Source organism: Escherichia albertii NBRC 107761 = DSM 17582, from assembly GCF_000759775.1.
Taxonomy (GTDB): Bacteria; Pseudomonadota; Gammaproteobacteria; order Enterobacterales; family Enterobacteriaceae; genus Escherichia; species Escherichia albertii.
The window spans coordinates 1-13,852 of the sequence record NZ_BBMY01000006.1 but is presented as its reverse complement, the minus strand read 5'-3'; the positions used below and the strand labels follow the sequence as shown (position 1 = coordinate 13,852).

Below are 13,852 nucleotides of genomic sequence, written 5' to 3'. Positions count from 1 at the left end.
CGCCAATGGCGCAATTCTACTCTGCAAAACGGCGCGTGACGACGCGTCAGATCATAACCGTTTCAGTCAATGACCTCGACTCTTTTGGTCAGGGTGTGGCGCGGCATAACGGAAAAACGTTATTTATCCCTGGATTATTACCGCAAGAAAACGCGGAAGTTACTGTTACAGAAGATAAAAAACAGTATGCTCGCGCTAAAGTCGTGCGCCGGTTAAGCGACAGCCCAGAGCGTGAAACGCCGCGCTGTCCTCATTTTGGCGTATGCGGCGGCTGCCAGCAACAACACGCCAGCGTTGAGTTACAGCAACGTAGCAAAAGCGCGGCGCTTGCCCGATTAATGAAACACGACGTTTCTGATGTTATCGCGGATACCCCCTGGGGCTACCGACGCCGTGCGCGTTTAAGTCTGAATTATCTGCCGAAAACGCAGCAACTTCTGATGGGATTTCGTAAATCCGGCACCAGTGACATTGTTGATATCAAACAATGCCCTATTTTAGTGCCCCAACTTGAAGCATTGCTGCCCAAAGTCAGGGCATGTCTGATGAGTTTGCAAGCAATACGTCATCTTGGGCATGTTGAGCTGGTGCAGGCAACCAGCGGCACGCTGATGATTTTACGCCATACTGCACCGCTCAATTCGGCTGATCGCGAAAAACTGGAACGCTTTTCGCATTCTGAAGGCCTGGATCTGTATCTCGCCCCTGATAGTGAGATACTCGAAACCGTATCTGGGGAGATGCCCTGGTATGATGCAAATGGGTTGCGCTTAACCTTTAGCCCGCGTGATTTTATTCAGGTCAACGCAGGCGTGAACCAAAAAATGGTGGCGCAGGCGCTGGAATGGCTGGATGTACAGCCAGACGATCGTGTGCTGGATCTGTTCTGCGGCATGGGGAATTTTACTCTTCCTGTCGCTACTCGTGCGGCAAGCGTCGTCGGCGTGGAAGGTGTGCCTGCGCTGGTGGAAAAAGGTCAGGAGAACGCGCGTCTTAATGGCTTACATAATGTGACGTTTTATCACGAAAATCTTGAAGATGATGTCACAAAGCAGCCATGGGCGAAAAACGGTTTTGACAAAGTGTTACTGGACCCGGCGCGTGCAGGTGCCGCAGGTGTTATGCAACAAATTATAAAACTGGAACCCATTCGTATTGTTTATGTATCCTGTAACCCTGCAACGCTGGCTCGGGATAGCGAAGCGTTATTAAAAGCAGGATATACCATTGCGCGACTGGCGATGCTGGATATGTTCCCGCACACGGGGCATCTGGAATCGATGGTGCTTTTCTCGCGCGTTAAATAGTTGCGACTTGCCGATTTCGGCAGGTCTGGTCCCTAAAGGAGAGGACGATGGTTGCGGTAAGAAGTGCACATATCAATAAGGCTGGTGAATTTGATCCGCAAAAATGGATCGCAAGTCTGGGTATTGCCAGCCAGAAATCGTGTGAGTGCTTAGCCGAAACCTGGGCGTATTGTCTGCAGCAGACGCAGGGGCATCCAGATGCCAGTCTGCTGTTGTGGCGTGGTGTCGAGATGGTAGAGATACTCTCGACATTAAGTATGGATATTGACACGCTACGAGCGGCGCTGCTCTTCCCTCTGGCTGATGCCAATGTAGTCAGTGAAGATGTACTGCGTGAAAGCGTCGGTAAGTCGGTGGTCAACCTTATTCACGGCGTGCGGGATATGGCGGCAATCCGCCAGTTGAAAGCCACGCACACCGATTCCGTTTCCTCCGAACAGGTTGATAACGTTCGCCGGATGTTGCTGGCGATGGTCGATGACTTCCGTTGCGTGGTCATCAAACTGGCGGAGCGAATTGCTCATCTGCGCGAAGTGAAAGACGCGCCGGAAGACGAACGCGTGCTGGCGGCAAAAGAGTGCACCAATATCTACGCGCCGCTGGCGAACCGTCTTGGGATCGGACAACTGAAATGGGAACTGGAAGATTACTGCTTCCGTTATCTCCACCCGACGGAATACAAGCGCATCGCCAAACTGCTGCATGAGCGCCGTCTCGATCGCGAACACTACATTGAAGAGTTTGTCGGTCATCTGCGCGCAGAGATGAAAGCCGAAGGTGTTAAAGCTGAGGTATATGGCCGCCCGAAACACATCTACAGCATCTGGCGCAAAATGCAGAAAAAGAATCTCGCCTTTGATGAGTTATTTGATGTGCGTGCGGTACGTATCGTCGCGGAACGTCTACAGGATTGCTACGCTGCATTGGGGATAGTGCACACTCACTATCGTCATCTGCCTGATGAGTTTGACGATTATGTCGCAAACCCAAAACCTAACGGTTATCAGTCGATTCATACCGTTGTATTGGGGCCGGGCGGGAAGACGGTCGAGATCCAGATCCGCACCAAACAGATGCATGAAGATGCCGAACTGGGCGTTGCTGCGCACTGGAAATACAAAGAAGGCACGGCTTCTGGCGGGGCTCGTTCGGGACATGAAGACCGTATTGCCTGGCTGCGAAAACTGATAGCGTGGCAGGAAGAGATGGCGGATTCCGGCGAAATGCTCGACGAAGTGCGCAGTCAGGTCTTTGATGACCGGGTGTACGTCTTTACGCCGAAAGGTGATGTCGTTGATTTGCCTGTGGGATCAACGCCGCTGGACTTTGCTTACCACATCCACAGCGACGTTGGACACCGCTGTATAGGGGCCAAAATTGGCGGACGTATTGTGCCGTTTACCTATCAGTTGCAGATGGGGGACCAGATTGAAATTATCACTCAGAAACAGCCAAACCCTAGTCGCGACTGGTTAAATCCAACCCTGGGATATGTTACAACCAGCCGTGGACGCTCGAAAATTCACGCATGGTTCCGTAAACAGGATCGCGACAAAAACATTCTGGCCGGGCGGCAAATCCTGGACGACGAACTGGAACATCTGGGGATCAGCCTGAAAGAAGCGGAAAAACATCTGCTGCCTCGCTACAACTTCAATGATGTCGACGAGTTGCTGGCGGCGATTGGCGGCGGAGATATCCGTCTCAATCAGATGGTGAACTTCCTGCAATCGCAATTTAATAAGCCGAGCGCCGAAGAACAGGATGCTGCCGCGCTGAAACAGTTGCAGCAAAAAAACTATACGCCGCAAAATCGCAGTAAAGATAACGGTCGCGTGGTAGTAGAAGGCGTCGGCAACCTGATGCACCATATCGCGCGTTGCTGCCAGCCGATTCCAGGTGATGAGATTGTTGGTTTCATTACCCAGGGACGCGGTATTTCAGTGCATCGTGCAGACTGTGAGCAACTGGCAGAACTGCGTTCACACGCGCCGGAACGTATTGTTGACGCGGTATGGGGAGAGAGCTACTCAGCCGGGTATTCGCTGGTGGTCCGTGTAATGGCCAATGATCGCAGTGGGTTATTGCGTGATATCACCACTATCCTCGCTAACGAGAAGGTGAACGTGCTTGGCGTTGCCAGCCGTAGCGACACTAAGCAGCAACTGGCGACCATCGACATGACTATTGAGATTTACAATCTGCAAGTGCTGGGCCGCGTGCTGGGTAAACTCAACCAGGTGCCAGATGTTATCGACGCGCGTCGGTTGCACGGGAGCTAGTTTTAAATTTGTTCGTGTCTACAAGTAGATTGAGACAGATGGCAAACGCAAAATTGCCTGATGCGCTGCGCTTATCAGGCCTACATGTTTCTCGCAATATTTTGAATTTGCGAGATTTTGTAGGCCGGATAAGGCGTTCACGCCGCATCCAGCATGAACAAAGCGCACTTTGTCAATAATCTGTTTAAAAGGAATTACAACTCACTTCTGTTCTGGTCACAGGCTTTCACCTGACAGACCCGCAATTTTCAGGACATACCAATGAATCAAATTGACCGTTTGCTCACTATTATGCAGCGTCTTCGTGACCCGGAAAGTGGTTGCCCGTGGGATAAAGAGCAGACATTTTCTTCTATTGCGCCTTACACCCTTGAAGAAACCTACGAAGTGCTGGATGCCATCGCCCGTGAAGATTTTGACGATCTGCGCGGTGAACTCGGCGATCTGCTGTTTCAGGTCGTGTTTTATGCACAAATGGCCCAGGAAGAAGGTCGCTTTGACTTTAATGATATTTGCGCTGCAATTAGCGATAAATTAGAACGTCGCCATCCGCATGTTTTTGCTGACGGTTCTGCCGGGAGCAGCCGCGAAGTTCTCACCCGTTGGGAGCAAATCAAAACCGAAGAGCGCGCGCAGAAAGCGCAGCATTCGGCGCTGGATGATATTCCCCGCAGTCTCCCTGCTTTAATGCGGGCGCAAAAAATCCAGAAACGTTGCGCCAACGTTGGCTTCGACTGGACGACGTTAGGCCCGGTGGTCGATAAAGTCTACGAAGAGATTGACGAGGTAATGTACGAGGCCCGGCAGGCTGTTGTAGACCAGGCTAAACTGGAGGAGGAAATGGGTGACCTGCTGTTTGCGACGGTCAATCTGGCCCGCCATTTAGGGACAAAAGCGGAAATCGCATTGCAAAAAGCCAATGAGAAATTCGAGCGCCGTTTTCGCGAAGTGGAGCGTATTGTTGCCGCGCGTGGACTGGAAATGACAGGTGTTGATCTCGAAACAATGGAAGAAGTCTGGCAACAGGTAAAACGGCAGGAAATTGATCTCTAAGGGATTTACGCGGTCAAGCGCCTTTTGTGTCATTTTTTAAATGACAAGCGCTTGATTTGCGTCAAAAACATTTACCCCAAAGGGGCTATTTTCTCACTCCTGATTTCAATCGTGCGCTGGCGAAGAGGAGGGATAATGAAAGTTTGTGGCACAGGTCATGTTCGGGTATACTGCTTTCCCGTCCTGGTTATTCCATCGTCTTTTCAACCTAACTTCTCAGGTTCAGCATGACAACGAACTATATTTTTGTGACCGGCGGGGTCGTATCCTCTCTGGGTAAAGGCATTGCCGCAGCCTCCCTCGCAGCCATTCTTGAAGCCCGTGGCCTCAATGTGACCATCATGAAGCTGGATCCGTACATCAACGTCGATCCAGGTACTATGAGCCCAATCCAGCACGGGGAAGTGTTCGTTACTGAAGACGGCGCTGAAACCGATCTGGACCTGGGGCACTACGAGCGTTTCATTCGCACCAAAATGAGCCGCCGCAACAACTTCACCACGGGTCGTATTTACTCTGACGTTCTGCGTAAAGAACGCCGCGGCGACTACCTCGGCGCAACCGTACAGGTTATTCCGCACATCACCAATGCAATCAAAGAACGCGTGCTGGAAGGCGGCGAAGGTCATGATGTCGTACTGGTAGAAATCGGCGGTACTGTAGGTGATATTGAATCCCTGCCATTCCTCGAAGCGATTCGCCAGATGGCTGTTGAAATTGGCCGCGAGCACACGCTGTTTATGCACCTGACACTGGTGCCATACATGGCAGCGTCTGGTGAAGTCAAAACCAAACCGACTCAGCACTCAGTAAAAGAGCTGCTTTCCATCGGTATCCAGCCTGACATCCTGATTTGTCGTTCAGATCGCGCCGTTCCGGCGAACGAACGTGCGAAGATTGCATTGTTCTGTAATGTTCCAGAAAAAGCGGTTATTTCTCTGAAAGACGTCGATTCCATCTATAAAATTCCGGGCCTGTTGAAATCTCAGGGGCTGGACGATTATATTTGTAAACGATTCAGCTTGAACTGCCCGGAAGCGAATCTGTCCGAATGGGAACAGGTTATCTTCGAAGAAGCGAATCCGGTGAGTGAAGTCACCATCGGTATGGTCGGCAAGTACATTGAACTGCCGGATGCTTATAAATCCGTGATTGAAGCACTGAAACACGGCGGGCTGAAAAATCGTGTCAGCGTCAACATCAAACTGATCGATTCACAAGATGTTGAAACACGCGGTGTTGAAATTCTTAAAGGTCTGGACGCGATCCTCGTACCTGGCGGTTTCGGCTATCGTGGCGTAGAAGGCATGATTACTACCGCGCGTTATGCGCGTGAGAACAATATTCCTTATCTGGGCATTTGCCTGGGTATGCAGGTGGCGTTGATTGATTACGCTCGCCATGTTGCCAATATGGAGAACGCCAACTCTACGGAATTTGTGCCAGACTGTAAGTACCCGGTTGTGGCGCTGATTACCGAGTGGCGTGATGAAAACGGCAACGTTGAAGTTCGTAGCGAGAAGAGCGATCTCGGCGGCACCATGCGTCTTGGCGCACAGCAGTGCCAGTTGGCTGACGATAGCCTGGTTCGTCGGCTGTACAACGCGCCGACGATTGTTGAGCGTCATCGTCACCGCTACGAAGTCAACAACATGCTGTTGAAACAGATTGAAGATGCAGGTCTGCGCGTTGCGGGCCGTTCCGGGGATGATCAGTTGGTCGAGATCATCGAAGTTCCGAACCATCCGTGGTTTGTGGCTTGTCAGTTCCATCCGGAGTTTACTTCTACTCCACGTGATGGCCACCCGCTGTTTGCTGGCTTTGTAAAAGCCGCCAGCGAGTTCCAGAAGCGTCAGGCGAAGTAAGTAAAAAAGTTAGAACGGCAACGCGTACCCAGGGTACGCGTTGTTTGTCTGGAGTTTCAGTTTAACTAGTGACTTGAGGAAAACCTAATGTCCAAAATCGTAAAAATCATCGGTCGTGAAATCATCGACTCCCGTGGTAACCCGACTGTTGAAGCCGAAGTACACCTGGAGGGTGGTTTCGTCGGTATGGCAGCTGCTCCATCAGGCGCTTCTACTGGCTCCCGTGAAGCACTGGAACTGCGCGATGGTGACAAATCCCGTTTCCTGGGCAAAGGCGTAACCAAAGCTGTTGCTGCGGTTAATGGTCCGATCGCTCAGGCGCTGATTGGCAAAGATGCCAAAGATCAGGCTGGCATTGACAAGATCATGATCGACCTGGACGGCACCGAAAACAAATCTAAATTCGGCGCAAACGCAATCCTGGCTGTATCTCTGGCTAACGCCAAAGCTGCTGCAGCGGCTAAAGGTATGCCACTGTACGAGCACATCGCTGAACTGAACGGCACTCCGGGCAAATACTCCATGCCGGTTCCGATGATGAACATCATCAACGGTGGTGAGCACGCTGACAACAACGTTGATATCCAGGAATTCATGATTCAGCCGGTTGGCGCGAAAACTGTGAAAGAAGCCATCCGTATGGGTTCTGAAGTTTTCCATCACCTGGCAAAAGTTCTGAAAGCGAAAGGCATGAACACTGCTGTTGGTGACGAAGGTGGCTATGCGCCGAACCTGGGTTCCAACGCTGAAGCTCTGGCTGTTATCGCTGAAGCTGTTAAAGCGGCTGGCTATGAACTGGGCAAAGACATCACTCTGGCGATGGACTGCGCAGCTTCTGAATTCTACAAAGACGGTAAATACGTTCTGGCTGGCGAAGGCAACAAAGCGTTCACCTCTGAAGAATTCACTCACTTCCTGGAAGAACTGACCAAACAGTACCCGATCGTTTCTATCGAAGACGGTCTGGACGAGTCTGACTGGGACGGTTTCGCATACCAGACCAAAGTACTGGGCGACAAAATCCAGCTGGTTGGTGATGACCTGTTCGTAACCAACACCAAGATCCTGAAAGAAGGTATCGAAAAAGGCATCGCTAACTCTATCCTGATTAAATTCAACCAGATCGGCTCTCTGACCGAAACTCTGGCTGCAATCAAGATGGCTAAAGATGCTGGTTACACTGCAGTTATCTCTCACCGTTCTGGCGAAACTGAAGACGCTACCATTGCTGACCTGGCTGTTGGTACCGCTGCAGGCCAGATCAAAACTGGTTCTATGAGCCGTTCTGACCGTGTTGCTAAATACAACCAGCTGATTCGTATCGAAGAAGCTCTGGGCGAAAAAGCACCGTACAACGGTCGTAAAGAGATCAAAGGCCAGGCATAAGTCTGACTTTATCTGATTTAAAAATGCCAGCCTTCGGGCTGGCATTTTTTATGGCTGAGTTACCAGCGACCGGACGCGCCGCCGCCTCCTGAAGAACCGCCACCGCCGCTAAATCCACCTCCGCCGCTAAACCCACCACCACTTGAGCCTCCACCGGAAGAGGATGAAGAAGAACTTTTTCTTGAAGCTCTTTCTTTACCGAGTTTCTTGTATTTGGCGCGTAGTTTTTTATTAACGATGAGCCAAAAGTTAAGCAACGCTATGATCGCGAAAGGCGTTAACATACCGCAAGCAACGATTAAAGAGGTCCATGGTCCAGGTTCGGCAACATAGAGGAATACCATCCCGTAAATTGCGCCAGTGAGTGCTATCCATAGTAGATTCGATGGATCGGTAAAAACAATAAAGTATGAAAGTACTGCCAGCAAAAGAATTACAGCAAGCGATAATGGAATAGGGGGATTAATACGGTAATAATTTCCTCTATCTTCTGGCAATTCACCATTCAACAGAAGTGCGCCAATATTTTCGCTTGCCAGTGTTAATCCACCCATAAGGTTATCGCTTTTGAAGGCAGGGATCAATATATCATTGATAATCTTCGCTGCTCGCAGGTCAGTAACCACCCCTTCCAGCCCATAGCCCACTTCTATACGAACAGTATGATCTTCCCTGGCAACCAGAAGTAAAATACCATCGTTTCGCTGCTTATCTCCCAGTTTCCAGCTATCAAAAACGCGTGTTGCATATTGTTCAATGGTATCGTCACCGGTGGACGGCACTATTAATACGGCGACCTGTGCCTGTGTTTTATGTGTAATATCCTGCAGCTGTTGTGTCAGTGATTGCTGTTCAGACGTGTTTAATGTACCGGTAATATCGGTCACCTGTTGGCGCAACTCCGGTACAGCCATTTGCTGGGCAACCACCGGAAAGCACCACAAAGTGAGGAGAAAAAGGATTAAACGCATAACGATCACTAACGGCCGGACGCGCCGCCGCCTCCTGAAGAACCGCCACCGCCGCGGAAAGAATTTCCCGACGAAGAGCGAGAATGAGCATTACGACTCCCCATTTTCCTGTTGCTTTTATGTCCTGATTCCAGTTTAAGATTGCCGGTAAATATGGACATAATGATCAGCAGAACGATGCCAGCAACGGTGATTGGGCCGATAAAATAATCAATTAGCCCAATAATTGTTGATATTAATGCAATATCTTTATTACTGGCGAATACCAGACTCCATCCCGCAACAATTATCAGCAGCACGACAAGCAATGAATTTCGTCCTGATTCAGGAATCTGCTGGGGGGGCTTCATTTTAGTGTTTTTATTTTTGGGTGCCTGCGTCATAGGAAATGCGCGACACATATGAAAAATTACCGTGAGACGCTGCCAGCAGATTGCGGCGAAAAATAAACTGAAACAAACGATCGATACCCGCCGAATGATGACATCGTCCTGAAAGAAGAAAAACCAGACCATGGGAGTAATCATCGATATCATCCATATGCCAGGCCCTGGACGGCGGGTAAATCGCCAGAGGACAACGATGGCAACGATCATCAGCAATGTCCAGGCAAGACACGGCAGCGAGCGTTGCGGATTAGCAAACAGATGATTTGCCAGAGCATCCAGTGGGCTGAGACTGGCTTTGGTATGCGTAAACAGGACAATGCCTTCAATTCCACGCGTTAACCCGGCGAAGAGATTGTTTTTTTCAAACTCCGATTGCATTCGGTAGCGAATAATTTGCGCGGCTTGCTCCGGTGGCAGTATCTCTTCAAGGCCAGGGCCCATCTTTAATGCTACCTGTCGCTTCGGCCACATAACCATGACTAAGATACCTTCTCCATATCTTTGCCCTTCGGTAGGTTTCCAGTGATATAACCCGTACGCCTGGGAGGCCGCCAGTTTAATGCTTTTACCTTCAGTGGTTGGCGTTACCAAAACAGCAACCTGGACGTGATTTTGTTGCTCAAGTGTCTGTAATTGTTGAGTTAAGACGGTTTGTTCTTCTGTCGTTAACATCCCGGTTAAGTCGGTTACAGAAGATGTTTGTTCAGCGGATACGGGAAAACCGCATAGCATCAGAAGTAAGAGAAAAATACGCATTTCAATTCCTTTTGTTACCAGCGCCCTGATGCGCCGCCGCCACCTGATGAACCGCCGCCGCCACTGAAATGATCATTGTCAAAGGAGGATGACGAGGAAGATGATGACGACGAATGCCAGGAGGATGAACGGCTTCTTCCCTCGCGTGATGGCTGGTTGGCATTACGCATCGAATCCCGAACCTTTTTGCCGAAGGGGGTAAAAGCGATAGCGACAGCCAGGAATGGCGTAGCAAAGCAGAGCAATGTTATGAGCACTCCCCAACTTCCGCTGAAGCCTGCTACAGGTAAAACAAAGGCCAGAACAATAGCTACGAAGCAAATCAGTCCCAGCGTTTTGACATATCCTCTGGCAGCAATAAACGTCAGTACTATCGCCCAGACTAATAAAGCCCACCAACCGCTAAAGGGCAAAGGGTGATCGGCCGGTGTTATCGTTGCTAAATTATTCCCCGCCAGACGACTTTCAATATCGCTTATTCCCTTTTGCAAGCCGCCAGCCAGGTCGCCGTTTTTAAATGCTGGAATGATGCTTTTACGAATAATTTGCCCGGACTGTGCATCTGTAATAACGCCTTCCAGTCCGTAGCCGATTTCAATACGCACAGAATGATCCTGCCAGGCAACTAACAGCAGAACGCCATCATCGCGGTTTTTATCACCCGGTTTCCAGCTATCGAATACCCGCGTTGCATACTGCTCTATAGTTTCGTCGCCCGTCGTTTCAACCACTAACACAACCACCTGCGGCTGCTTTTCCTGCGCCAGGGCATTTACTTCACTGTTCGTCAATGTGTCGGTTAAGTCATTCACATACCTGGGTAATTCAGGTACTGGAGTTTGCGTGGCAAACGCAGATGAACAGAAGAAAGCCAGAAGAAAAATAAAAATACGCATAGGGCTTCCTCATTTAATGAGCATTAGCACTCTGGCTAAAATCAATTGTCGGCGCTTTGCTAACAGCGGCGACATCATCCGGTAAATAATTTTTCTTTGGTGTATAATCCATTACTTTTGCAGTTAATACAGCGGGAAATTTGCGGATCGTGACATTATATTGCTCAATGGCTTTAATATATCTTCCTCGTGCGACAGCTATTCGATTTTCACTTCCTTCGAGTTGTACCATTAAATTCTGATAGAGTTCCTGGGCCTTTAATTCAGGATAACGCTCACTAATAATCGTTAACTGACCGAGAGTACGGGATACCTGCGCCTGAGCTTGTTGCCAGGCTTGTAGTTTTTGCTCATCCCCTGGGGCCAGTTGTAAGTCATTACTGGCGCGGTTAGCCTGACTACGCGCCAATGTTACGGCTTCCAGTACTTCTTTTTCATGGCTGGAATAACCTTTAATACTGGCGACAAGATTGGGAATAAGATCGGCGCGACGCTGATATTGATTTAATACTTCTGACCAGGATGCATTGACTTGCTCATCATAGGTCTGAATATCGTTATAACCGCAACCTGATAAATTGAAAATAAATATAATGAATATTTTGAACATATATAAATCCCTTTTTTTAATTCCTCAAGACATAATACGCCGCTTCATTTTATTCTTTATGATCTGAGCCGCTTTTTACCTTAAAGCTGCATGTAACAGAATGTTAATAAGACATGATTGTTTTGGCAGGATCTGCAATAATTAACAATTATCCACTTTACAGAGAATGCTATGCAGTACCCGATTAACGAGATGTTCCAGACCCTGCAAGGTGAGGGTTACTTTACCGGCGTCCCCGCCATTTTTATTCGTTTACAGGGATGCCCGGTCGGCTGTGCCTGGTGTGATACCAAACACACGTGGGAAAAGCTTGAGGATCGGGAAGTTTCTCTTTTCAGTATTCTGGCGAAAACGAAAGAGAGTGATAAGTGGGGGGCGGCGAGCAGTGAAGATTTGCTGGCAGTCATTGGTCGTCAGGGATACACCGCACGTCACGTGGTGATTACCGGTGGTGAACCCTGCATTCATGATTTACTGCCTCTGACGGATTTGCTTGAAAAAAACGGTTTTAGCTGTCAGATAGAAACCAGCGGCACTCACGAAGTACGTTGCACACCGAATACCTGGGTTACTGTTTCGCCAAAACTGAACATGCGCGGCGGCTATGAAGTCTTATCGCAGGCACTGGAGCGCGCTAACGAAATTAAACATCCTGTTGGGCGTGTTCGTGACATCGAAGCGCTGGATGAGCTATTGGCAACGCTGACCGATGATAAACCACGAGTCATTGCACTGCAGCCGATTAGCCAAAAGGATGATGCCACACGTTTGTGCATTGAAACCTGCATTGCGCGTAACTGGCGTTTGTCGATGCAAACACATAAATATTTAAATATTGCCTGATTAAACATTTATAAGCGTTATAAATGGGTGGAACCTGTAAAAACTTCCACTCATTTATATTCTTTGTCGCCTCTGAAATTCCTCCATTTTGCCTATCCTGGACTAATCATTGCCATTCTCTACAAATTCTGTGGCGTTAATTTTTCGTTGGAGTGAAAATTATTGCGGTAGAGTTTGGTGGATTTTAGTTTGTATAGAATCACTTTAAATATTTAACTTTTCACTCAATGGATTAAGTGCTCTTTAACATAATGGATGTGTTGTTTGTGTGATCCTGTAAAGTTGGTAGATTGTGACTGGCTTAAAAAATCATTAATTAATAATAGGTTATGTTTAGAGGGTTCCCCGCGTTAGCGGGGATAAACCGGATATTGACCGGAGAGAGTGAGCCGGGCGGGGGGGGCCCCGCGTTAGCGGGGATAAACCGCTGTCAGATTTTCCGCCGCTGCTGGCATCATTGGGTTCTCCGCGTCAGCGGGGATAACCATTTAGGTATGTTCAGGCCGGGCAGTTTCCCGCCCGGTTTTCCTCATTTAGGCATTCGACCAGCTCTGGATTGAATCTGCATTCCCTAACTCACCATGCATCACTTCATACGATTTTTTCAGAATCACATCGGTGTGTTTGGTTAGGTCTTTGAAAATGCCCTTATTCATTGCGTCGTAGCGTTTGGCATTGCTCTCAACAGGCATAAAGACATCTTTCACGCGAACCATTTTGTCGACAGCCGTTGCGTAATCTGGGTATAACCCCAGTCCTACCGTCGTATTGATCGCCGCTCCCAGGCTTGCACAGCCGTTAATGGCGTTACGTCGTGCCGGAAGGTTGAACACATCGGCAAAAATCTGCATAAACAGATCGCTGTTCGAACCGCCGCCAGTAATGATTACATGCTTCGCAAAGTGATTCATTTCATTACACATATTGTCGTAATTATTCTTCAGCGTCAGCGCCACGCTTTCCAGAATCGAACGATAAATCCAAGCGTAATCCATGCTGGAATCAAAACCGATCATAATCCCGCGTTTATACGGTTCCCACGGATTGGTCAGCCAGTCCAGCACCGTCATCAGCCCATTACAGCCGGGCGGCACGCAAGAGGCTTTTTTGTTGAGCAAATCTTCCGGCGAAAGATCCAGTGCTTTACCGTTCATCATCAACGCGATGTAGGTGCCAAGAGAAATTACTGCCGTTTCATCATCCAGTAACCCAGCTCCCAGTGCCTCTACGGGTTTATCGCTGGTGGTACAAACAACCGGCAGCCCAGCCGGGAAATGTGTCGCCAGCGCGGCTTGTGGTGTGATATGCCCAAGAACGGTACCCGGCATTTGCACATCAAAAAGCATCTGGCGGGGAATATTAAACTTCTCCATTACCGCAGCATCTTCACTCCATGCCCAGGTCTTATAATCCACCGGCCACTGACCAAAATAGTTGGCGATATTGTCCTTAAATTCGCCCGTTAAGCGATGCGTCAGGTAACCCGAAAAAGGG

General features: G+C 49.1%; 10 protein-coding genes and 1 pseudogene. 6 read left to right on the top strand and 5 right to left on the bottom strand.

The features are described from left to right. The first annotated feature begins 5 nt into the window (after positions 1 to 5). From rlmD to eno, 5 genes are all read left to right on the top strand, one after another. Positions 6 to 1,307 carry a 23S rRNA (uracil(1939)-C(5))-methyltransferase RlmD gene (gene rlmD, locus EA14781_RS02080; protein ID WP_000046870.1) on the top strand — a complete coding sequence of 434 codons (1,302 nt, stop codon included), beginning with the start codon at positions 6 to 8 and terminating at the stop codon, positions 1,305 to 1,307. Between the two features lie 47 nt (positions 1,308 to 1,354). Beyond that, positions 1,355 to 3,589: a GTP diphosphokinase gene (relA, locus tag EA14781_RS02075; protein WP_000226846.1), complete on the top strand. Its 2,235-nt coding sequence runs from the start codon at positions 1,355 to 1,357 to the stop codon at positions 3,587 to 3,589. A 261-nt stretch (positions 3,590 to 3,850) separates the two neighbouring features. After that, a complete protein-coding gene (mazG, locus tag EA14781_RS02070; RefSeq protein ID WP_001071676.1) occupies positions 3,851 to 4,642 on the top strand; it encodes a nucleoside triphosphate pyrophosphohydrolase in 792 nt (263 codons plus the stop codon). Between the two features lie 227 nt (positions 4,643 to 4,869). Next, positions 4,870 to 6,507: a glutamine hydrolyzing CTP synthase gene (gene pyrG, locus EA14781_RS02065; protein ID WP_000210886.1), complete on the top strand. Its 1,638-nt coding sequence runs from the start codon at positions 4,870 to 4,872 to the stop codon at positions 6,505 to 6,507. A gap of 87 nt (positions 6,508 to 6,594) precedes the next feature. Further along, positions 6,595 to 7,893: a phosphopyruvate hydratase gene (gene eno / locus EA14781_RS02060; protein ID WP_000036723.1), complete on the top strand. Its 1,299-nt coding sequence runs from the start codon at positions 6,595 to 6,597 to the stop codon at positions 7,891 to 7,893. A 59-nt stretch (positions 7,894 to 7,952) separates the two neighbouring features. Here eno and EA14781_RS02055 read toward each other — a convergent pair whose 3' ends face one another. From EA14781_RS02055 to EA14781_RS02040, 4 genes and pseudogenes are all read right to left on the bottom strand, one after another. Further along, positions 7,953 to 8,873, bottom strand: a complete 921-nt coding sequence (locus EA14781_RS02055) for a TPM domain-containing protein (protein WP_123058236.1) — start codon at positions 8,871 to 8,873, stop codon at positions 7,953 to 7,955. Further along, positions 8,873 to 10,009 (bottom strand): TPM domain-containing protein, encoded by a 1,137-nt coding sequence (locus EA14781_RS02050; protein ID WP_001217971.1) that lies wholly within the window; start codon positions 10,007 to 10,009, stop codon positions 8,873 to 8,875. The genes EA14781_RS02055 and EA14781_RS02050 overlap by 1 nt, the downstream gene beginning before the upstream one ends. A gap of 245 nt (positions 10,010 to 10,254) precedes the next feature. Then, positions 10,255 to 10,905, bottom strand: a pseudogene (locus EA14781_RS02045) (TPM domain-containing protein); the annotation flags it as partial. Positions 10,906 to 10,918: 13 nt separating this feature from the next. Further along, positions 10,919 to 11,515: a LemA family protein gene (locus tag EA14781_RS02040; protein WP_000472594.1), complete on the bottom strand. Its 597-nt coding sequence runs from the start codon at positions 11,513 to 11,515 to the stop codon at positions 10,919 to 10,921. A 171-nt stretch (positions 11,516 to 11,686) separates the two neighbouring features. Here EA14781_RS02040 and queE point away from each other — a divergent pair, with 171 nt between their 5' ends. Then, positions 11,687 to 12,358 (top strand): 7-carboxy-7-deazaguanine synthase QueE, encoded by a 672-nt coding sequence (gene queE, locus EA14781_RS02035; protein ID WP_001199973.1) that lies wholly within the window; start codon positions 11,687 to 11,689, stop codon positions 12,356 to 12,358. A gap of 533 nt (positions 12,359 to 12,891) precedes the next feature. Here queE and EA14781_RS02030 read toward each other — a convergent pair. Beyond that, a partial coding sequence (locus EA14781_RS02030; protein ID WP_042335326.1) for an FGGY-family carbohydrate kinase occupies positions 12,892 to 13,852 on the bottom strand: 961 nt, incomplete at its 5' end.

Excerpts from the sequence above, each read along its gene's own strand:
- eno (WP_000036723.1), top strand. The coding sequence starts at position 6,595 with ATGTCCAAAATCGTAAAAATCATCGGTCGTGAAATCATCGACTCCCGT.
- rlmD (WP_000046870.1), top strand. The coding sequence starts at position 6 with ATGGCGCAATTCTACTCTGCAAAACGGCGCGTGACGACGCGTCAGATC.
- relA (WP_000226846.1), top strand. The coding sequence starts at position 1,355 with ATGGTTGCGGTAAGAAGTGCACATATCAATAAGGCTGGTGAATTTGAT.
- queE (WP_001199973.1), top strand. The coding sequence starts at position 11,687 with ATGCAGTACCCGATTAACGAGATGTTCCAGACCCTGCAAGGTGAGGGT.
- mazG (WP_001071676.1), top strand. The coding sequence starts at position 3,851 with ATGAATCAAATTGACCGTTTGCTCACTATTATGCAGCGTCTTCGTGAC.
- EA14781_RS02050 (WP_001217971.1), bottom strand. The coding sequence starts at position 10,009 with ATGCGTATTTTTCTCTTACTTCTGATGCTATGCGGTTTTCCCGTATCC.
- EA14781_RS02040 (WP_000472594.1), bottom strand. The coding sequence starts at position 11,515 with ATGTTCAAAATATTCATTATATTTATTTTCAATTTATCAGGTTGCGGT.
- pyrG (WP_000210886.1), top strand. The coding sequence starts at position 4,870 with ATGACAACGAACTATATTTTTGTGACCGGCGGGGTCGTATCCTCTCTG.